Genomic DNA, 19,441 nt, shown 5'->3' with positions numbered 1-19,441 from the left:
AGGAAAAGTCTTTCGGCGCGTTCTCCTCTTTTTGAAACAATATCCATGAAAAAGACATTCATTTATCTCTTCATCCTGCTTTGTTTTGCTTGTCGGAACAAACAGGAGTATACTCTTTGCGGCACTCTCTATATGGACAGCAATACCGTTGTCGATATGCTCGGTATTCAGATGGAGGACACACTACTCTATGTTAAGGTGGATAGTGCCGGGTATTTTTCCACAACTATTCCTTTTCGGGAGGTGGTTTTTTGTAATCTCTTCGGCGTAGCTGTCACCGGGGAAGAGCGCTGGCAATTCGTGACTCCTGTCGCCCTGCAAGCCAATGCCTCCGTAGACCTTGATTTCCATCTTACCGGCGGCCAGACGTCCATCGGTGCTACAGATCCGGACAACCGGGCATTGCAGGCCTTCCGGGAATGGTCGCTCAACCAAAGCCGAACCCTTTGGAGCAATCCGCCTGCCGGAACGGAACTCGCTTCCCGCCTCGCCCGGTTTCCATGCGAAGTCCAACGTATTACCGAACGGGAGCGGCTCGATTCAACGACTGCCGGTTACCTTTCCGCCTGGGCAAACATCGAATGTCTGAATCTTGCCCACGGATTGTTCCGCGACAGCATACCTGCAGCGCTCGCCTCCGCTTTGCCTGTCATCTCCCAGGCCCTGGATGTGCCTTATTGGAAACTGTTATACGGCAGTGACCTCTATATCAGCGAATACTTGCAACAAAACGCCCCGGAACCCGAAGACCAAATCCGTCTCCTGCAAGAGCGGTTCCGCATTTCTTCCATCCGGGAAAACATCACCCGGAGAATCATCGAAGACTACATCCGCCGGCATCCTTATTCCGGGGAGCATCTGGCACGCCTCGACAAACTTTGCAGTGACCGACCCGATAAGGAACAACTTATCCGGAAATTTCGCGACAAACGTTATGCCTCTCCCGGTGCTCCCTTGCCCGACGCTGTATTTGAAGATAAGAACGGTCAGGAGCATCGTCTCACTGAATTTGCCGGCAAATATATCTACATTGATCTTTGGGCATCGTGGTGCGCTCCCTGTGTGGCGGAAGTCCCCCACCTCCAGAAATTGGAAAAGGATTTGAACCGTCGGGACATTGTATTTGTCAGCATTTCTTTGGATACCAAACGCGAAAACTGGGAAAAGCAAATGGAACAGCTCCATATGCACGGAAATCAATGGCTCGTCCGCGACGAGGCTTTCGCCGATATGATGAATGTCAAAGGCATTCCCCATTTCCTGCTCTATGGAAAAGACGGGACATTGCTGGATTATAAAACAGCCCGTCCTTCATCGGGTGACCTGCTGAAAAGCAGACTCGAGCATCTGCCTTGATTGTCTTTGCGGATTTAGATTCCGATTCATTGCCAAATATTCCGGGGAAAGGTATCAGGCATCTTTTTATACTAGATGCCTGATAAGTTCTTCCCGGTCGCCGTAAAGCATATCGATCATTGGAATTTCGATGAGAGAGTAGCAGCCCGGTTGCTGGCGTATGGTGGCACGGGCGGCCGATACCATGATTTGTGCCGTCAGGGCCGGGTTGTTGATGTGCATGTTGAATTCAAACAACTGGTTTTGCGTTTTACCGGATACCCCTTTCCGGGTGAGGTTCACGCCGTGCCCCATGTCGAGCAATGTGTCTACGTTTTCCACCTGCATCACGTGGGTTTCGTCATGGGCGAAATAGGGATCGTTTTTGATCTTTTGTGCAACTTCACCGAAGGGATATCCTTCCTGAAGTTCGATATATACCATTCTGCGATGAATCCCGGTTCCCGTGGGGATAGTCATAGACAGGGCGGCCTTTACTCCTTCGATTGCTTTAACGGCTACTGTATGTCCCATACTCATGCCCGGACCGAAGTTGGTATAAGTCAACCCCTTGGGTGCACAGGCTTCCAATAATGCGCGTATTACGGAATCCGTCCCCGGGTCCCAGCCGGCCGACATAATGGACACTGCATGGTGTTTGCGGGCCACTTCTCCCAAAGTGCGGTGTAAATCGACGGTTTGAGTGTGTATGTCGAAACTGTCTACCGTATTGATACCTAGCCGGAGGGCTTCGGTTGCATAGTGTTCCACGCTGCGGGTCGGGTTACATAAAATAGCTACCTGAACCCCTTCCAAATCCTGCAGATGGCTTACTACTTTGTATTTGTCCAATTCTGCCGGTACATCGGCGGCATTCCGGCGCACAACACCCACGATCTCGAAATCGGGAGCAACTTGAAGAGCTTCTATTACATATCTCCCGATATTGCCGTATCCGATAACGGCTGCTTTAATTTTCTCCATATATTTCTAATCTTAATAATCTGAATCTGTTTTATATCTCTTATACCGGCACGTCGAATTCCCGTAATGCACTGTTCAACGAGGTTTTCAGGTCGGTAGATGCTTTTCTTTTTCCGATGATCAGCGCACAAGGCACTTCGTATTCGCCGGCAGGAAATTGTTTTTTTCGGGAACCGGGGATCACGACGGACCGGGCCGGCACATAACCCTGGTATTCTATCGGTTCATTTCCCGTGACGTCGATGATCCTGGTCGAGGCGGTGATTACCGTATTCGCACCCAGCACGACTTCTTCTTCCAGATGGGCACCTTCCACAATAATACAACGCGAACCGATGAAGCAGTTGTCCTCGATAATGACCGGTGCAGCTTGTACCGGTTCCAATACTCCTCCGATTCCGACTCCTCCGCTGAGATGTACATTTTTCCCGATCTGGGCACACGAACCGACAGTCGCCCAGGTGTCTACCATCGTTCCCGAATCGACATAAGCACCGATATTGACATAGGAAGGCATCATCACCACTCCCGGGGCGACATAGGCTCCATAGCGGGCGGCAGCCGGAGGAACTACCCGTACTCCTAATTCTGCATAATCTTGTTTGAGCCGGATCTTATCGTGATACTCGAATGGTCCCGTGGTCATGGTCGACATGGGTTGGGTTGGAAAATATAAGATAACCGCTTTTTTTACCCATTCGTTCACTTGCCAACCTTCGTCGGTTGGAGTAGCCGTGCGCAATTTCCCTTTGTCCAGTAACCCGATTACCTGATCGATAGCCGACCGGGTCTCTTCTTTCTTCAATAATTCCCGGTTCTCCCAGGCTGCTTCAATGATTTTTCTGATTGCTGTATACATTTCTAACTCGTTTTTTGTCGGACGAAAGTGCCTATGCCCAGGATGTCTCTGGAATTGCAAATTTCGCAATAATTTGTTGTACGACAAAAACTGTTCCCCGGATTGTTAATCGTCTAACCGATTTTTCCCGCGATGTGTAGAATAAAACATAGATCAATAAAAAAATATATATACCTTTGTTCCCTCACCGTATGCGTGTCGTAAAAGTTTAATTATTTAATGTGCTATGCTGAAAAAGATTCCTCATACTTATACGATTATTTTTTCGATTATTCTGCTTTGTGCCGTCTTGTCCTGGATTATTCCGGCGGGAGAGTATAGTCGCCATACCGTCGAGGTCAACGGAACGACCCGGTCGGTGATTGTCGATAATTCTTATCATGCGGTGGAATCGGTTCCACAGACCTGGCAGGTATTTTCCGCTTTGTTGCAAGGATTTGAGAAGCAGGCCGGAATCATAGCCTTTTTACTGATTATCGGCGGGGCTTTTCAGATTATGAACAATAGCCGGGCGATCGATGTCGGGATTTTTTCTTTTTTGCGTTTTACGCAGGGATTGGAACGGCATCGTTTTATGAAGCGGATCGGGGTGAACAATCTGGTGATCGCTATGATTATCTTCTTGTTCAGTATGTTCGGGGCTGTTTTCGGTATGAGCGAAGAAACGCTGGCTTTTGTGATTATCATTGTACCTTTGGCTATTTCGATGGGGTATGATTCGATTACCGGATTGTGTATGGTCTATGTTGCGGCCCACGTGGGATTTGCCGGAGCGATCCTGAATCCGTTTACCATCGGTATCGCTCAGGGACTTTCCGGTTTACCTTTGTTTTCCGGTTTTGAATACCGCTTGTTTTGCTGGTTTTTGCTCACCGTGATTTTAGTTGCCTGTGTGTTGATCTATGCGGCCCGGGTGAAACGCAATCCGACCCTTTCCCCGATGTATCGGGCCGACGAATATTGGCGGAATCGCCGTACCGAAAGTGGCGAAGAGGTTGCTTATACGATCCCGGTGGCTTCTTATATCGTGTATGGATTGATTCTCGTGTCTCTGATTATTTTTGCTGTCGTTTATCCGGTTACTACTTTTAGTTTGGGGAATGCTTCGGTCACTTTTTATGCTGTACCGGTCGGTACGGTTTTGTTCGCTTTGTTCGGATGGTTGGGGCTACGGAAATCTTTCCATTTTTTTATCCTTTCTATCCTGGCTTTTACGGTCATTTTTCTGGTGATCGGAGTGATGGGGCATGGTTGGTATCTGCCCGAAATTTCGGCGATTTTTCTGGCGATGGGAGTGTTGACGGGGTATGCTGCGGGCAAAGATACCGACAGCATCATCAAATTGTTTCTCGAAGGAGCTAAAGATATCTTATCGGCGGCTATTGTGGTCGGACTGGCCGGAGGAATCATCCAGATTTTGCAGGACGGGCGTATTATCGATCCTATATTACATGCCTTGGCTTCTCTGATGAACGAGGCCGGAAGAGTGGCTTCGGTTGGTGCGATGTATGTAATTCAGACGCTGATCAATATCATCATCCCTTCGGGATCGGCCAAAGCTGCTTTGACGATGCCGATTATGGCTCCCTTCTCGGATGTCATCGGTATTTCCCGGCAGGCTACAGTGATGGCTTTCCAGTTCGGTGATGGCTTTACCAATATGATCACGCCCACCTCCGCCGTATTGATCGGTGCTTTGGGAATCGCCCGCATTCCCTATGAGGTGTGGGTAAAATGGTTTGCCAAAATCCTCCTGTTGTTTGTCGTCCTGGGTTTTCTGTTACTGATACCCACAGTAGTCATGCAGTTGCCTGGGTTTTGAAAATCTTAAGCTTTAATGATGTATTTTTGTCTAAATAAATGCTGAAGTAAAAATGGAGAAATTTGCTGCAATAGATTTCGAGACAGCCAATTGGCAGCAGACCAGTGTTTGTTCGGTGGGGATCGTCGTGATGAACCGGGGGGTGATCGAAGACCGGTTTTACAGTCTGATTCATCCTGCACCGAATTTTTATTCCCGGCGTAATACAGCTATTCACGGTTTGAGTCGGGAGGATACCGAGGAAGCTCTGGCTTTTCCTACGGTATGGCGGGAAATTGCTCCGATGATTGAAGGGATACCTTTGGTGGCTCACAATAGCATGTTCGACGAGGGATGCCTGAAAGCTGTCTTTCGGCTTTACGAAATGGATTATCCCGGTTACTCCTTTTACTGTACCTACCGCCTTTCCCGGAAATTATTTAAAGGACTGGAAAATTATCAGTTGCATACCGTTTCTTCCTTTTGCGGATATGACCTGAAAAATCATCATCATGCCCTGGCCGATGCCGAGGCTGCAGCTGTCATTATGCAATCCATTTTGCAGCAATGTCCCGATTTATAGTAGAATTATTCAGTCGTACATTTGTACATTAATTAATAATTCGATAATTTATAACTTTGAAAAGGCATGGACAAAGCCCGATTTTTCTTTGGTTTCTTGAAGCCGTAAGTAACGTTCAGTCCCCATGCCTTTACACTGGCTTTTTCTATCACTGACGAACGGAGTGAGGAGTTCCGCCGGTCAGAGAAAGAAAGCCTTAGCGGACCGTTCCAGACGACCCGGTCTGACGGTATAAAACCCGAAATCGGAATAGAAAGAAAAAATATATCTGCGTTTAAGGTAAACATGTATATAAACACCTTCTTTTATACCAGTGTTTCTAGGAAAGGTGTTTGCCGGTATTATTTCCGGAGGCGTCTATCAGCAAATGTCGGATAAAGTAGTTATGGCGCGGAAACTAGTAGCAGAGAAGGGCTTACAACTATCGGATCAGCTTTCGAACAATGCTTATTTTGAAGAAGTAGCCCGGCAATTCCAGCTATCGGGTCAAGAATTAACTCATTTATTCTGGGAGAAATGCAATCCTTCCGGGATATGGGTGGTTATATTGGCAATGGGTTTTGTTCAAACCTATTTCTCTGGATATACGATAGATTAGCAATCCGGAAAATTCAGGCCCGGTTATGATGTCCGGCCAATAGTTGCGGCAAATACTTTTGTAAAGCCGACATATCCGGATAGATCAAGTCAGCTCCGGCCTCTTGCAATTGTTTTTCAGGAATAGGCCCTGTATTCACGGCGATAGTGAAAACTCCAGCCGCTACACCGGCTTTTACCCCCAAAGGTGCATTTTCTATAATGAAAGCTTCGTCGGGCATAGCATGTGCTTTTTTCAGGCCTTTCAGGTAAGGTTCCGGATGGGGTTTACCATGCTCGACATCGAAAGCAGTCACCAAAGTCGAAGCATCGACAAAACCGGCATATTCTTCGGTCAACCGTTTTAACAACGATTGTTGACCGGAACCGGTAACGACAACGGGCAATAAACCGTGCTCCCGGACGATCTTCAAAACCTCTTTGGCCCCTGGCATAGGCCTGGCCTCAGGCAACTCATTAAAATATTTACTTTTTAAGGTATATAGTTCTTCAATCTCCTGTTTAGTCGCTTGCCGATGATAGGTCCGCTCAAAAATCAAATTAATTGTCCATTCGGCTGTAGCTCCCTCATATTGATAAAATTCATCTCTTTCACAAGGGATCTTCCGGGAAGACAAAGCTCTATACCAAGCTAACGTATGATTCTTCATCGAATCGAATAATACGCCGTCCATATCGAAGAGTACAGCTTTCAACAGATGCCCTTTTTTTATCTCGACCATAATAAAACACAGTTCGATAGCAAAACGAAAAACAAACGAATTTGTTCGTTTAGCTTAGTATAAATAAAATCGTATTCCCCATTCTCACCGACCCAATAATAAATTCAATCGACGGCAGGAACTTTATCTTCAGTTATAATCATCAATTAGAGAACAAATATACGAAAACTCGCTCACATACAGATGGCTTTGGAGAAAATAATGCAAAGTGTTTGAAATCGAAAGAAGTACATAGTTTTGTACCAGATCCTTCTATTAGTGGCTTTTGATCATTTTGAGGGAGGAGACAGGAGAACAAATTTGCTATGTCTGCTGATGCAAACTTAGTCACATGCGATGATACGAAAAAGGCGGATACACATCTATGTACCCGCCATGTTAAAAATCAATATATTGTTCCTGTTTACGGCAACACAATGTTGAAGTTAGGATCTGCCGGTTCGCAGGCACTACGGATAATATCTATAGCTTTGGTGTCTCCGGTAGTTTTCACCTTGTTCGTCTTATGCAAAGTTTGTAAATCCGTTCTGCCGAAGAACAGTTTGACGAAATCCATTTTCGCAATCTCCATGGTCAGGTCAGCTTTTTTATCCTGGCTGCCAAGGCGGTGATTCAACACCCCATTATTGAGCATCAGCATCACCTTCTCTTTCGTATCTGTGAAGTTAATGTTGATAACAGCTTCCTTTCCGCCAGCTTTCTCCCCGTTCAACTGGATGGCGCAGTAGTCGAGCAAAGTGCCCATATCCATCTGGGACAATACACCGTCATTGATGAGTTTTGATGTGTAAGGCACATTCTTCTTGAATAAATCTTGAGCCCCAGTCAAGTAGAAGTTACGCCACGGACCGCTTTCCGCCTGATAGCCTAATTGGGAATATGTGTCGGCCAACAACTGGCGTGCTTCTTTGTTTTCGGGTTCGGCAAAAACGAGATTATCCAGTAGCGTAGCTACCCAGCGGTATTCACCTTTGGCATACGAGGCCTTGGCCACTTCGAGCACTTTATCTGCACCACCTATAGCTTCTACATACTTGGCACCCAATTCCGAAGGGGGCAGCGGGTTAAGATGTGCCGGATTGCCATCGAACCAGCCGAAGTAAAGGTCATACTGCGCCTTGACGTTGTGGCTCAGCGTACCGTAGTAGCCACGGCAGTTGAACTGCGATGCCAGCGAAGCGGGGAGTTTCATCTCTTCGGCAATTTCATCAGGAGTCAGCCCACGGTTAGCCAAATGCAGGGTCTGGTCGTGCAGATAGCGATACATATCACGTTGAGCTTCCCAGTAGTTCACGATGCGTTCATTGCCCCAAGTGGGCCAGTGATGGGTGGAGAATGACACCTCCACCTGGTCTCCGTAACGTTCGATAGCCGTATCCACCGCCTTACTCCACAGCAGTCCGTTGCGCACTTTCGCACCACGCAACGTTTGCAGATTATGCATGTTGTGCGTCATATCTTCTGCCGTACAGAAGGCTTTCAATTGCGGAAGCCAAATCATGATTTCCACGGGAGCTTCTGTGTCAAGTACATAGACAAACTCCATCTCCACGCCGTCAATGGTATGTTTCTCTCCGGTGTTTGCTATTTCAATGGTAGGGCGGGCGATACCTTTGCTACCCGTTGACATACGCTGTCCCAGACCACAACCCAATGTACCTTTTTCACCCGGTTGCAATTGCAAACCATACATATAAGTGGCACGGCGGGTCATAGCCACTCCGGCCAGCACGTTTTCGTTTTGTGCCGAGGCCATGAAGCCTTTGGGAGCGATGATGTCGAAATCCTTTTTAGATGAAGCCTCCTTCACCGCAGCGATACCTCCGTAATGGTCGCCATGAGGGTGGGTGAAAATTACGCCTTGTACAGGTAGGTCTGCCACATGCTTCTTAATGAGGTCATAGCCCGCCTTGGCAGCGGCATCTGTAGTCGTCACGTCAATGATAATCCAACCATTGTCAGAACGGATGAAAGTCATGTTGGCTATGTCGAATCCTCTCACCTGGTAAAGTTTGTCGGGTATCACTTCAAACAGTCCGTTTATGCGGTTGAGTTGCGACTGTCTCCACAGACTCGGGTTGGCTGTCTGAGGAGTATTGCTCTTCAGAAAATCCCATTCTTCCACAGAATAAGAAACTTTGCCTTCTTTGTCCAGTACAGCGTTTCCATCGATACTTGCGATAAAGCCCCGGTTGGCATCTTCATAATCCTGACGGTCGTTGAAATTCAGTTCCGTCTTTACAGCTTCGTTGGCACGGATAGTGTGTTCCGTAGCCGATTTCTGCGCCAAAAGAACTGACGGAATAACCGTCAGTGAGAGCGCCATAGTCAATAACTTTTTGTTCATTGTCATCTGATTTGATTTCGATACAAAGTAACGGAGATTTTTCACGCTTGTAAATGTGCTTTTCTGTATTTCATTTGTATATTCGTACGATTATTGAGGATTAAATAGTTTATTGACCCTATTTGCATGTTTATTTGTATGATTCAGCCTATATTTACATTCGATAAATTACTTCAACGTTTGCAGTTGGGTAAAGAGGTGACTCCTTTCGTGATTTGGCGCGAAAATGACCTTTTCGGCACACACGATAATCCGGTAAAGATAGACATACCCTGTCTTTTTTTGTGTCTGGATGGAGAAATGCAATTGGATATCAACTTACAGTCCTATCGCTTCAACCGTGAACACCTGTTGTGTTTCATCGCCCCCTGTGCCTGTCGTATTGTAAGTCGTAGCCCCGGCTTCCGATGTGTGGGGCTGTTGCTTTCCAAATCTTTTTGGAGGCAGCTTGTTTTAGCAGAACGTACCTTGGGAAAGATTGCGATACGTGATGCTTTCATTGCCGTCAATGATGATGAGCACGGGCGGTTGACTCGCTTCTACGAGCTCCTATGTCTTTGCGCCGATGCTCCTGGTTTGAGAGATTCCGCAGATACTCTTTATCCGCTCATCCTGGGTATGTTCTGTCAAGTACGTAATATCTGTCGGCGGCTGGAAGACACTGCCACTCCCGCGTCGCACAGTGAGAAGATCTTTTATGATTTCCTCGATTTGCTACACACCCATTACCGTAAGCAACGGCGCGTATCATTTTATGCCGGCGAACTTTCACTGACACCCCGCCATCTTACTACTGTAATCCGACTGGTGAGCGGACGCAGTGCCGCACGGTGGATAGAGGAATACATTGTGCTCGAAGCACAGATTCTGTTGCGTAATTCACCAATGGCCATTAAGGAAATAGCCTACGAATTAGGGTTTAATGAACAATCACTTTTTTCCAAATATTTCAGTCGTGTTTCGGGTAGTTCCCCCGAAAGCTATCGTCGTTCTTCTACAGCATAGAGCATCCGGTTAGACCGGACGGTTTTAGTTTACTTTCTGGATTTTCAATAAAACCATTATCCAAAGCCAGTTGGATAATGGTTTTCTATCTGCAGTGATTTCCCCGGGGTGGCGGCTCCTTTCGTCGGTCGGTGGAGATACGAAGCGAATCAGTTGTATTATGAGATGGAGGTGACTGCCGGAATTTATAACCTGTGTTTTTATTCCGTGAAAGATACGCTTGGAAATGAGTTGTGGTGTGGAGTTACACGTTTCCGGATGAAAAAAGAAGGCGATAAGCTGATTTGCGAAGAGTTGGATACCCGGCAAAATGAATTGGGGATCGGGGAATGGCAATCGGTAGATCCAAATGAATTGCGGATAAAGATATGGGATAACGGTAATCCGGAAGAAGCCGGAACCGTACGTATTTATCGGCGCCTGAATGAGGAAGGATAAAAGTGACGGGGGTACAAACGTTCTAAATACGGAAAAAAGGCACTAAATAATTTTTTTAATCCTTTGAAAGGGTTAAATTTGTTCGTTTTTTCAAACAAACAGTTACAGTTAAATATATAAATTATGGCAGAAAAAGAAAATTGTAAGCTTTTCAGTGAGTTTGCGCCGAACACAATGCAAGAGTGGATCGACAAAGTCACTGTCGACCTGAAAGGGGCCGATTTCAATAAAAAGCTTGTATGGAGAACCAATGAGGGTTTTAATGTTCAGCCGATGTACCGGTTGGAGAATATGCAGGATCTGAAAAATCTGGATTGTCTACCCGGCGAATTCCCGTTTGTGAGAGGTAACAAAAAAGATAACAACGATTGGTATGTACGTCAGGATATCGTTGTGGAAGATCTGGCTGAAGCAAATAAAAAAGCATTGGATGTATTGAATCGCGGTGTCAACTCACTGGGTTTTGTACTGAATGGATGCCAGGAATTTACCAAAGCAGATATGGAAGTCCTCCTGAAAGACATCTGCCTGGAATGTGTGGAAATCAACTTTGTCGCCGGATGTAAAAAAGGAAGTATCCTGGATGCATTTAAGGCTGTTGTGGAAGAAAGAGGTATTGCACCTGAAAAAATACAGGGGGGAATCAATGTCGATCCGTTGACCGCTCTCACCCGGAAAGGAAAGAACTGTTGCGACAAACCTTTCGAAAACGTAAAAGTAAATCTTGAAAAAATGGCTGCCTACAAAAACTTCAAGACCATTGAAGTAGGTGGATATGTTTTCAATAACTCAGGATCTTCTATCGTTCAGGAGTTGGGATTCTCACTGGCTGCCGGTGTTGAATATCTGGACAAACTGACGGATGCAGGAATGAAGATCGATGAAGTGGCTCCGAAAATCCGTTTCCACTTCGCTACCGGTTCCAAGTATTTCATGGAGATCGCTAAATTGCGGGCTGCCCGTTACTTGTGGGCTCACATCGTGAAAGCCTACAATCCGTCTTGCGATTGCAAATGTAAGATGAATATCCATGCAGAAACTTCTGAATGGAATAAAACCGTATACGATCCGAACGTAAATATGCTGCGTACTCAGACCGAAACGATGTCGGCCGTATTGGGCGGTGTCGATTCGTTCACCGTTCATCCGTTCGACGATACCTTCGAATGTCATCCCTCCGACGTGGCGGAACGTGTTGCCCGCAACCAGCAGTTGTTGCTGAAAGAAGAGTCGCACTTTGCCAAGATCGTCGATGTTGCCGGCGGTTCATATTATATCGAGGAACTGACCCAGAATATTGCTGAAGCTGCCTGGAAATTATTCCTGGAAACTCAGGAGCAGGGAGGGTATATCGAAGCATTGAAGAAAGGATTTGTTCAGGCTGCTGTGAAAGCTACCGCCCAGGCTCGTAACCTGGCTATCGCTCAGCGTAAAGAAAACTTTGTGGGTGTTAACCAGTTCCCTAACTTCAACGAAAAGATCGATCGTCAGCTGTGTGCCTGCATCTTCGAACCCGAAGACGAAACTGCCGAAGGCGCTGAAATCGAAACCCTGAAACCTTACCGCGGACCGGCTGCATTCGAGGCGATGCGCCTGCAAACCGATGCTTTCTCGGCTAAAAACGGTCGTCCGGTTGTCTATATGTTTCCGATGGGTAATCTGGCTATGCGTAAAGCACGGGCTCAGTTTGCATGTAACTTCTTCGCTTGTGCCGGATTTGAAGTAAAAGACAACAATGGCTTCAAGACGGTCGATGAAGGGGTTCAGGCGTGTCTGGACAATAAAGCCGCTATCGTTGTGCTGTGTAGCTCCGACGATGAATATGCCGGATTTGCACCCGAAGCTTTCGAAAAACTGAAAGATAAAGCTATCGTTGTAGTTGCGGGTAATCCAGAAAGCCGTCCCGAACTGGAAGCAAAAGGATTGCTGAACTATATCCACGTGAAGAACAATGTACTGGAAGAACTGAAAGGCTACCAGGTAAAATTAGGTATTAAATAAAGTAACGGGTAACTCTGTAACTTTTTAACTATTGAAACATGAAACCGAATTTTAAAGATATAAATATTAAAGCGTCTGAAAAGGCTTCCATGAGCGCCGCTGAATGGGAAAAAGCCAACCACATCGCTAAAAACTGGACGACCCCTGAGTTGATTCCGGTGAAACCGGTATATACTGCCGATGATTTGAAAGGTATGGAACATCTGGATTATGTTGCCGGTATTCCGCCTTATCTCCGTGGACCGTATTCTGCCATGTACCCTTTGCGTCCCTGGACGATCCGTCAGTATGCCGGATTCTCTACCGCTGAAGAGTCGAATGCTTTCTATCGCCGCAATCTGGCTGCCGGACAGAAAGGTTTGTCTGTGGCATTCGACCTGGCTACCCACCGTGGATACGACTCCGACCACCCGCGTGTAATCGGGGATGTCGGTAAAGCCGGTGTGGCTGTCGACTCTATCCTGGACATGAAGATCCTGTTCGATCAGATCCCTTTGGATAAGATGTCCGTATCTATGACCATGAACGGTGCCGTGCTTCCGGTGCTGGCTTTCTATATTGTTGCCGGATTGGAACAAGGGGCTACCCTGGAGCAGCTGTCCGGAACCATTCAGAACGATATCCTGAAAGAATTTATGGTGCGTAATACCTATATTTACCCGCCGAAATTCTCGATGAAGATCATCGCCGATATCTTCGAATATACGTCCAAGAATATGCCGAAGTTCAACTCTATCTCTATTTCCGGTTATCACATGCAGGAAGCAGGTGCTACCGCCGATATCGAGTTGGCATATACCCTGGCCGACGGTTTGGAATATCTGCGTGCCGGAGTAAACGCCGGAATGGATATCGATGCTTTCGCTCCGCGTCTGTCCTTCTTCTGGGCTATCGGAACCAACCATTTTATGGAAATCGCTAAAATGCGTGCCGGTCGTCTGTTGTGGGCTAAGATTGTCAAACAATTCAATCCGAAAAATCCGAAATCCCTGGCTCTGCGTACACACTCCCAGACTTCCGGTTGGTCACTGACCGAACAGGATCCGTTCAATAACGTAGGACGTACCTGTATCGAGGCTATGGGGGCTGCTCTGGGACATACACAGTCATTGCATACCAATGCATTGGATGAGGCTATTGCATTGCCGACCGACTTTTCCGCCCGTATTGCCCGTAATACTCAGATTTATATCCAGGAAGAATCTACCATTTGTAAGGCAGTCGACCCATGGGCCGGTTCTTACTATGTAGAAAACCTGACCAACGAATTGGTACATAAGGCTTGGGAACATATTCAGGAAATTGAGAAACTGGGAGGTATGGCTGCGGCTATAGAATCCGGTTTGCCAAAACTCCGTATCGAAGAAGCTGCTGCCCGTACACAGGCCCGTATCGATAGTGGCGAACAGACAATTGTAGGAGTGAATAAATACCGTTTAGACAAAGAGGATCCGATCGATATTCTTGAAATTGATAATACTGCAGTTCGTGAAGCTCAGATCGCCCGTCTGAAAAAACTGAAAGCCGAACGTAATCAGGCCGAAGTAGACGCAGCTCTGGATGCCATCACCAAATGTGTCGAAACCGGCGAAGGTAATTTGCTGGAATTGGCTGTAGATGCTGCTAAGAAACGCGCTTCTCTGGGAGAAATCTCCTATGCATGTGAAAAAGTTGTCGGACGTTATAAAGCTGTTATCAGAACTGTGAGTGGAGTATATTCAAGTGTTGCCGGCGAAGATGCCGACTTCGAGAAAGCAAAGGCAATGACCGATGAGTTTGCCGAACTGACCGGACGTCGTCCACGTATCATGATCGCTAAAATGGGCCAGGACGGTCACGACCGGGGAGCCAAAGTGGTTGCCACCGGTTATGCCGATATGGGCTTCGATGTCGATATGGGACCTTTGTTCCAGACACCGGAAGAAACGGCTAAACAAGCTGTTGAAAACGACGTGCATGTCGTTGGTGTTTCTTCTCTGGCTGCCGGACACAAAACGCTGGTACCCGCCGTTATCGCCGAATTGAAAAAATTAGGCCGGGAAGACATCCTCGTATATGTGGGTGGTGTAATTCCTCACCAGGATTATCAATTCCTGTTCGATGCCGGTGCAATTGCCGTATTCGGACCCGGTACGAAAGTATCGAAGAGCGCTATCCAGGTCATGGAAATTTTGCTTCAACTGGCCAGGAAGTAAAAATATTATCCGATGATAAAGAAACGGCTGCCGGGGTTCCGGCGGCCGTTTTGTATTATCATGGCTCCTGTTGTTTTCGGTTCGGTAAAATCAATCAAACCAGTTTGTTGTTTTTGCTCTCACCTTTCACTATATTTGTATACTGAAACAAAGGTCAGAGGAATTATAGATACCTTATTTTAATTGGGATTATGGAAAAGTTCAGGAATTATGTAGGGCTGGTTCTTTGTCTGTGTATAGTGACCACGGTGTCGACGGCTCAGCGCAAAGTGGAAACGGTGGCAGAGAAAGTCATGCTGTTTATCGACGGAGCACAGGTAACCCGTACTAAACGGGTGGACATCCCGGCTGGCAATTCGGCTTTACTGTTTACCGGTCTTTCACCTTATCTCGATGCCCGGAGTATGCAGGTGAGTGCGAAGGGAAAACTGACGATCACGAATGTGAATCTGCAATATAATTTCCTGGACAGTGTGGCGGTAGGGCGTAAGCAGGAGCAGTTGCAGCAGACTTTGAAAAAAATAGAAAAACAACAGGAAGAACGGAAAGCGGCTCTTGCTGTCGTGAAGGCGGGGCAGGAGGTATTGAAAAACAATTGTACGATAGGTGGTAAAAGCAATGCGTTGACTATGGCGACTGTCCGGGAAGCGACCGCTTATTTCACCGAACGGATGAAAGCGCTCACTGCCGAAGAATTGACTATTGGCGGGCAGCTGGAAGAACTGTCCGGGCGGCATCGGCAGGTGTCCCGGGAATTGGCCCAGGTGAAAGGGAAGGACTTGAAACGTACCGGGGAAATCCTGGTGGGTATTCATGCTCCGGCTGCCTGTACCGTAACCTTTACCTTGAGCTATTATGTTAAAAATGCCGGTTGGTTTCCTTCCTACGACATTCGTTCGGAGAGTCTGACCGAACCACTTTCCATTACTTATAAAGCGAATATCTTTCAACATACGGGCGAAGCATGGAAAAATGTCGCTTTGTCGCTCTCTTCCTCCAGTCCCTCAACGGGGAATGTGGCTCCCCGGCTGTTGCCTTATCGGCTGAATTATGGATGGGCGGCACCGGTCTATCGCGATGAAATGAATGGAAATAACGTATCGGGTATTGTTTCGGATGCCATTACCCATGAACCCTTGATCGGAGCTACGGTTAAAATTCCGGGTACTACTATCGGTTGCGCTACGGATGTCGACGGCCGTTATTCGTTGACGATGCCCGGGGGACAACACCGGTTGGAATTTGCGTATATCGGCTATACTTCGCGGACGGTTGATGTGCGTAGCAATACGTTGCATGTTGTCTTGGATCCCGATACGCAAAGTTTGGAGGAAGTGGTGGTTGCCGGTCATGGCTCTCCCCGGAAAGCCCGGAAAAACACTTTGGCTCTTATGTCTACCGCGCCTGTGGAAGAGGTAGTTGCCGAAGAGGAGGCGGGGAGCATACCGATTGAAGTAGAACAAACCCGGCAACCGACAGGTTATGAGTTCGGGATTAAGATGCCCTATACGGTTTTATCGGACAATAAGCCTATTGTGGCAGAGATAGGCCGCTATGAACTGCCGGTCTCTTATGTCTACCGGTGTACTCCGAAAATCGATAAAGATGCCTTTTTGATGGCACAGGTTACCGATTGGAGCAAGCTTAACCTGTTGGAGGGAGAAGCCAACATTTATTTCGAAGGCACGTTCATCGGTAAATCGGTGCTCGATGTGAATACGGCCGGGGATACGCTTTCGTTTTCTCTCGGACGCGACCGGCAGATTGCCGTACAGCGCACGAAAGAGCATGAATATACCTCGCGGAAACTGATGGGAGCTATGCAGACACAGACGATAGGTTGGAAAATATCCGTTCGGAATAATCGTCCGCAGGCGGTTGATCTGACTCTTTACGATCAGTTGCCCGTCTCCGCCAACAGCAGTATTACCGTGACTGCCGAAGAGGTGAGCGGTGGCAAAGTGGACGGCGATACCGGTATCGTTACCTGGCCGCTGATCTTGCAACCCGGCGAACAGCGCGATCTTATCCTGCGCTATAAGGTGAAATATCCGAAAGACAGACGGTTGGAGGTAGAATAAACGGACCGATGGCAGAAGAACAGGAAAAAAATATTATCCGTTTATTGGCGAAAGGCGACGAAGAAGCGACGGGCATTTTATTCCGTAGTTATCATCGGCTTCTTTGTGCTTATTGTATGCGTTATTTGGTCAGCCGCGAAGATGCCGAAGACATCGTGCAGGCGGTGTTTATTTCTTTGTGGCAGAATTGGAGGGGACGGAAGTTTTCGGGGTCTTTGGAAGCCTATCTTTTCGGGGCGGTGAATAAAGCGGCACTTAAAACCATGAGGGAGGCCGGAAAACGCTATTTTGAAGATATAGAAATATCCTGTGAAAGTTTTTTGGATGAAGTGTTGGGAGAAACGGCGGAACGGCAGGAACGCATCCGTGCCGAGCTGCATATTGCGATCGGACAGCTTCCTAAGCATCCCCGTCGGGTGATTACCGATATTATTTTTAATGGAAAGTCTTACAAAACCGTTGCCGCCGAAATGAATATCTCCGTCAATACTGTGAAGACCCATTATATTCGTGCTTTACAAAAATTACGGCAAACTTTGGGAGCACAAAAATTTTATTTCTTGTTTTTTGCTGTCTTTTCCGACTATTCGGCTTGCCGGGTCGGCACCGTCAATGCCACCTATTGCAGGTGATTGGCCGGTGTAAAAAGCATCAGGTTAGGGATTAACCCTTATTCATCTCCTATTCACACCCTATATACATACGTCGGGAATAAGGAGTAAATAGGCTATGAATAGGAGGTGTAACGTTTGTATTGCCTGTCTTCACCCTATCTTCTTCCTGTTTGGTGAATTTTTTTTCTGTTTTTTGTCACCTATTTTAAATTTTTTGGAATATAATAAAAAATTAGAAAAAATGAAAACCATATACGAATGGATAGCGGATTATAGTGCAGGGACTTTGACCGAACCGGAGGCAAAGGTTTTTCGTGACCGTCTGGAAAATGACGGGGAGGTGAAACGGTTATTTACAGATGTCCGGCAGATGGAGACGGTATTGAAAATGCTCGAAGTGGAGACATCTGCGGAGGCCTGGGAACGTTTACAGAAGGCTCTGTCGGGAATGCGGAACAGGCGCAGGAGAATAAGGCGGACGATTGCTGCCGGTATAGCGGCTGCTATTGTTTTATTTTTAGGAGTAGGGGTAATTTTGTGGAGACCGATCGGCCTGCCACCGGTTGTCGCTACTGGGGAGATAACGCCGGGTACTACAAAAGCTACCTTATTATTGGCAGACGGGGAGGCGATCGCTTTGGACGGATTGTTGACCGACAGCATTACTGTTTCCGATGGAACAGTGATTGTACACGATACCTTGTCGGGATTGCAATACAGGCAACAGGAGGAGGATACGGTAGTACATTACCATACCATACGGGTGCCCCGTGGCGGAGAGTATCGCTTCCGTCTTCCCGATGGCTCGCAGGTGTGGATTAATTCCGCTTCCGAACTGCGTTTTCCTACCCGGTTTACTGGCCGTGAGCGGGTTGTATATGCCAGCGGTGAATTGTATTTCGATGTGCAGGCCGATGCAGAGCATCCTTTTGTCGTAGAAGCCGGAGATAGCCGGGTGACGGTTTTAGGTACGGCTTTCAATCTGAATACCTATCCGGAAGAACAGCAGGTACTGACAACCTTGGTGCGGGGAGCTGTAGAATTCAGGCATGGGAATGCAAGTGTCCGTTTAAAACCGGGCCAGCAAGCGGTGCTCGATGTCAGGACGCAACAGTTGGATACGCGGCAAGTAGATGTTTCGCTTTATACTTCTTGGGTAAACGGCATATTTGAATATGAACGGATGCCTTTGGCAGATATCATGCGGCAACTGGCGCGTTGGTATGATATCGGATTCATTTTCGAAGCCGCAGAGTTTCATGATCATCCTTTTACCGGTATTGCCCGCCGCGATCAGACGCTGGATGAAATTCTCGGTATGATTGCAAAGACAACAGGTGTGGCTTTTGAAATATCGGGAAAGACAGTTTTGATAAAAAAGCAATAGAACATAGTGTTTCATCTAAGTTCGCAGTTTGAGCGTTAGAGATTATGCCGACGGTTTTCGTCGGGCCGGAGAAATGATGAGCCGCTATAGGGGGCATGACCTGTGGTTTGTGGTCCCCGTGCTCTATACTCTGTTCGACCAATTGCAGGAAGGACAGCTCTCTGCTGAGGGGCGTCGTCCTGTCCTGACGGAATGGACAGAGCGTTTCATCAGTGAGAGTAATCCCTGGAATGCTGCCGAGATGCGCGTACTCGCTTACGTCGTGGTCGGTGACGAAGCAAAAGCCCGCGCAGCAGCCCGTATCGCCAAAGATGCCCAACCCAATACTACTGTAGGTACACAAATGAAGGAATATATCGATTATCTCCTCAGTCCGTTGAAGTCTGTAAAGTAGGTTTATTTTTCTTTCTATTCCGATTCCGGTTTTTATACCGTTAGACCGGTCCGTTAAGGCTTTCCTTCAACCGGCGGAACTCCTCATAAACCTGGGAT

At 47.2% G+C, this 19,441-nt stretch carries 16 protein-coding genes; 12 read left to right on the top strand and 4 right to left on the bottom strand.

Going from position 1 to position 19,441, the window contains the following annotated elements; translation table 11 throughout:
- The first annotated feature begins 45 nt into the window (after window positions 1–45).
- A complete protein-coding gene (locus ODOSP_RS18755) occupies window positions 46–1,356 on the top strand; it encodes a TlpA family protein disulfide reductase (RefSeq protein ID WP_013611784.1) in 1,311 nt (436 codons plus the stop codon).
- Between the two features lie 66 nt (window positions 1,357–1,422).
- Here ODOSP_RS18755 and ODOSP_RS07675 read toward each other — a convergent pair whose 3' ends face one another.
- The gene (locus ODOSP_RS07675) at window positions 1,423–2,319 is read right to left on the bottom strand and encodes a diaminopimelate dehydrogenase (protein WP_013611783.1); all 897 of its coding nucleotides are present in this window, start codon (window positions 2,317–2,319) and stop codon (window positions 1,423–1,425) included.
- 40 nt (window positions 2,320–2,359) lie between these two features.
- Window positions 2,360–3,178, bottom strand: coding sequence for a 2,3,4,5-tetrahydropyridine-2,6-dicarboxylate N-succinyltransferase (locus ODOSP_RS07670; protein WP_013611782.1), 819 nt, complete (start codon window positions 3,176–3,178; stop codon window positions 2,360–2,362).
- A gap of 226 nt (window positions 3,179–3,404) precedes the next feature.
- Here ODOSP_RS07670 and ODOSP_RS07665 point away from each other — a divergent pair, with 226 nt between their 5' ends.
- The 3 genes from ODOSP_RS07665 (at window position 3,405) to ODOSP_RS07650 (ending at window position 6,160) form a co-directional block, all read left to right on the top strand.
- Window positions 3,405–5,000, top strand: coding sequence for a YfcC family protein (locus ODOSP_RS07665; protein WP_013611781.1), 1,596 nt, complete (start codon window positions 3,405–3,407; stop codon window positions 4,998–5,000).
- Window positions 5,001–5,052: 52 nt separating this feature from the next.
- On the top strand, window positions 5,053–5,562 hold the full coding sequence (locus ODOSP_RS07660) for a 3'-5' exonuclease (RefSeq protein WP_013611780.1): 510 nt from the start codon (window positions 5,053–5,055) through the stop codon (window positions 5,560–5,562).
- 313 nt (window positions 5,563–5,875) lie between these two features.
- A complete protein-coding gene (locus ODOSP_RS07650) occupies window positions 5,876–6,160 on the top strand; it encodes a hypothetical protein (RefSeq protein ID WP_118113252.1) in 285 nt (94 codons plus the stop codon).
- A gap of 13 nt (window positions 6,161–6,173) precedes the next feature.
- Here the strand turns inward: ODOSP_RS07650 and ODOSP_RS07645 are convergent, their stop codons facing one another.
- Together ODOSP_RS07645 and ODOSP_RS07640 are read right to left on the bottom strand one after the other, a co-directional pair.
- On the bottom strand, window positions 6,174–6,881 hold the full coding sequence (locus tag ODOSP_RS07645; RefSeq protein ID WP_013611778.1) for an HAD family hydrolase: 708 nt from the start codon (window positions 6,879–6,881) through the stop codon (window positions 6,174–6,176).
- 403 nt (window positions 6,882–7,284) lie between these two features.
- On the bottom strand, window positions 7,285–9,207 hold the full coding sequence (locus tag ODOSP_RS07640) for an alkyl/aryl-sulfatase (RefSeq protein WP_013611777.1): 1,923 nt from the start codon (window positions 9,205–9,207) through the stop codon (window positions 7,285–7,287).
- Window positions 9,208–9,366: 159 nt separating this feature from the next.
- On the opposite strand from ODOSP_RS07640, the gene ODOSP_RS07635 reads away from it, so the two are divergent.
- The 8 genes from ODOSP_RS07635 to ODOSP_RS07600 all read left to right on the top strand — a co-directional run bounded on the left by ODOSP_RS07635 (window position 9,367) and on the right by ODOSP_RS07600 (window position 19,343).
- Window positions 9,367–10,233, top strand: a complete 867-nt coding sequence (locus tag ODOSP_RS07635; RefSeq protein ID WP_013611776.1) for an AraC family transcriptional regulator — start codon at window positions 9,367–9,369, stop codon at window positions 10,231–10,233.
- Between the two features lie 108 nt (window positions 10,234–10,341).
- Entirely contained in the window at window positions 10,342–10,671 is a 330-nt protein-coding gene (locus ODOSP_RS07630; RefSeq protein WP_041556547.1) for a hypothetical protein, read from the top strand.
- 123 nt (window positions 10,672–10,794) lie between these two features.
- Window positions 10,795–12,672, top strand: a complete 1,878-nt coding sequence (locus tag ODOSP_RS07625) for a methylmalonyl-CoA mutase family protein (protein ID WP_013611774.1) — start codon at window positions 10,795–10,797, stop codon at window positions 12,670–12,672.
- Between the two features lie 38 nt (window positions 12,673–12,710).
- Window positions 12,711–14,867 carry a methylmalonyl-CoA mutase gene (scpA, locus tag ODOSP_RS07620; RefSeq protein WP_013611773.1) on the top strand — a complete coding sequence of 719 codons (2,157 nt, stop codon included), beginning with the start codon at window positions 12,711–12,713 and terminating at the stop codon, window positions 14,865–14,867.
- 191 nt (window positions 14,868–15,058) lie between these two features.
- A complete protein-coding gene (locus tag ODOSP_RS07615) occupies window positions 15,059–16,948 on the top strand; it encodes a DUF4139 domain-containing protein (RefSeq protein WP_013611772.1) in 1,890 nt (629 codons plus the stop codon).
- Window positions 16,949–16,956: 8 nt separating this feature from the next.
- The gene (locus ODOSP_RS07610; protein ID WP_013611771.1) at window positions 16,957–17,580 is read left to right on the top strand and encodes an RNA polymerase sigma factor; all 624 of its coding nucleotides are present in this window, start codon (window positions 16,957–16,959) and stop codon (window positions 17,578–17,580) included.
- A 223-nt stretch (window positions 17,581–17,803) separates the two neighbouring features.
- Window positions 17,804–18,949, top strand: coding sequence for a FecR family protein (locus ODOSP_RS07605; RefSeq protein ID WP_013611770.1), 1,146 nt, complete (start codon window positions 17,804–17,806; stop codon window positions 18,947–18,949).
- A gap of 28 nt (window positions 18,950–18,977) precedes the next feature.
- Complete coding sequence (locus tag ODOSP_RS07600; protein ID WP_013611769.1) at window positions 18,978–19,343, top strand: hypothetical protein; 366 nt, start codon at window positions 18,978–18,980, stop codon at window positions 19,341–19,343.
- Window positions 19,344–19,441: the final 98 nt, after the last annotated feature.

The sequence above is a fragment of the Odoribacter splanchnicus DSM 20712 genome, assembly GCF_000190535.1.
In the GTDB taxonomy this organism is placed as follows: Bacteria; Bacteroidota; Bacteroidia; order Bacteroidales; family Marinifilaceae; genus Odoribacter; species Odoribacter splanchnicus.
The sequence above is the reverse complement of the archived record's forward strand: the minus strand, read 5'-3'. Positions and strand labels throughout refer to the sequence as shown.

Coding starts and splice junctions, on each gene's coding strand:
- ODOSP_RS07660 (WP_013611780.1), top strand. CDS start 5,053: ATGGAGAAATTTGCTGCAATAGATTTCGAGACAGCCAATTGGCAGCAG.
- ODOSP_RS07610 (WP_013611771.1), top strand. CDS start 16,957: ATGGCAGAAGAACAGGAAAAAAATATTATCCGTTTATTGGCGAAAGGC.
- ODOSP_RS07645 (WP_013611778.1), bottom strand. CDS start 6,881: ATGGTCGAGATAAAAAAAGGGCATCTGTTGAAAGCTGTACTCTTCGAT.
- ODOSP_RS18755 (WP_013611784.1), top strand. CDS start 46: ATGAAAAAGACATTCATTTATCTCTTCATCCTGCTTTGTTTTGCTTGT.
- ODOSP_RS07670 (WP_013611782.1), bottom strand. CDS start 3,178: ATGTATACAGCAATCAGAAAAATCATTGAAGCAGCCTGGGAGAACCGG.
- ODOSP_RS07605 (WP_013611770.1), top strand. CDS start 17,804: ATGAAAACCATATACGAATGGATAGCGGATTATAGTGCAGGGACTTTG.
- ODOSP_RS07635 (WP_013611776.1), top strand. CDS start 9,367: ATGATTCAGCCTATATTTACATTCGATAAATTACTTCAACGTTTGCAG.
- ODOSP_RS07615 (WP_013611772.1), top strand. CDS start 15,059: ATGGAAAAGTTCAGGAATTATGTAGGGCTGGTTCTTTGTCTGTGTATA.
- ODOSP_RS07640 (WP_013611777.1), bottom strand. CDS start 9,207: ATGGCGCTCTCACTGACGGTTATTCCGTCAGTTCTTTTGGCGCAGAAA.
- ODOSP_RS07665 (WP_013611781.1), top strand. CDS start 3,405: ATGCTGAAAAAGATTCCTCATACTTATACGATTATTTTTTCGATTATT.
- ODOSP_RS07675 (WP_013611783.1), bottom strand. CDS start 2,319: ATGGAGAAAATTAAAGCAGCCGTTATCGGATACGGCAATATCGGGAGA.
- ODOSP_RS07625 (WP_013611774.1), top strand. CDS start 10,795: ATGGCAGAAAAAGAAAATTGTAAGCTTTTCAGTGAGTTTGCGCCGAAC.
- scpA (WP_013611773.1), top strand. CDS start 12,711: ATGAAACCGAATTTTAAAGATATAAATATTAAAGCGTCTGAAAAGGCT.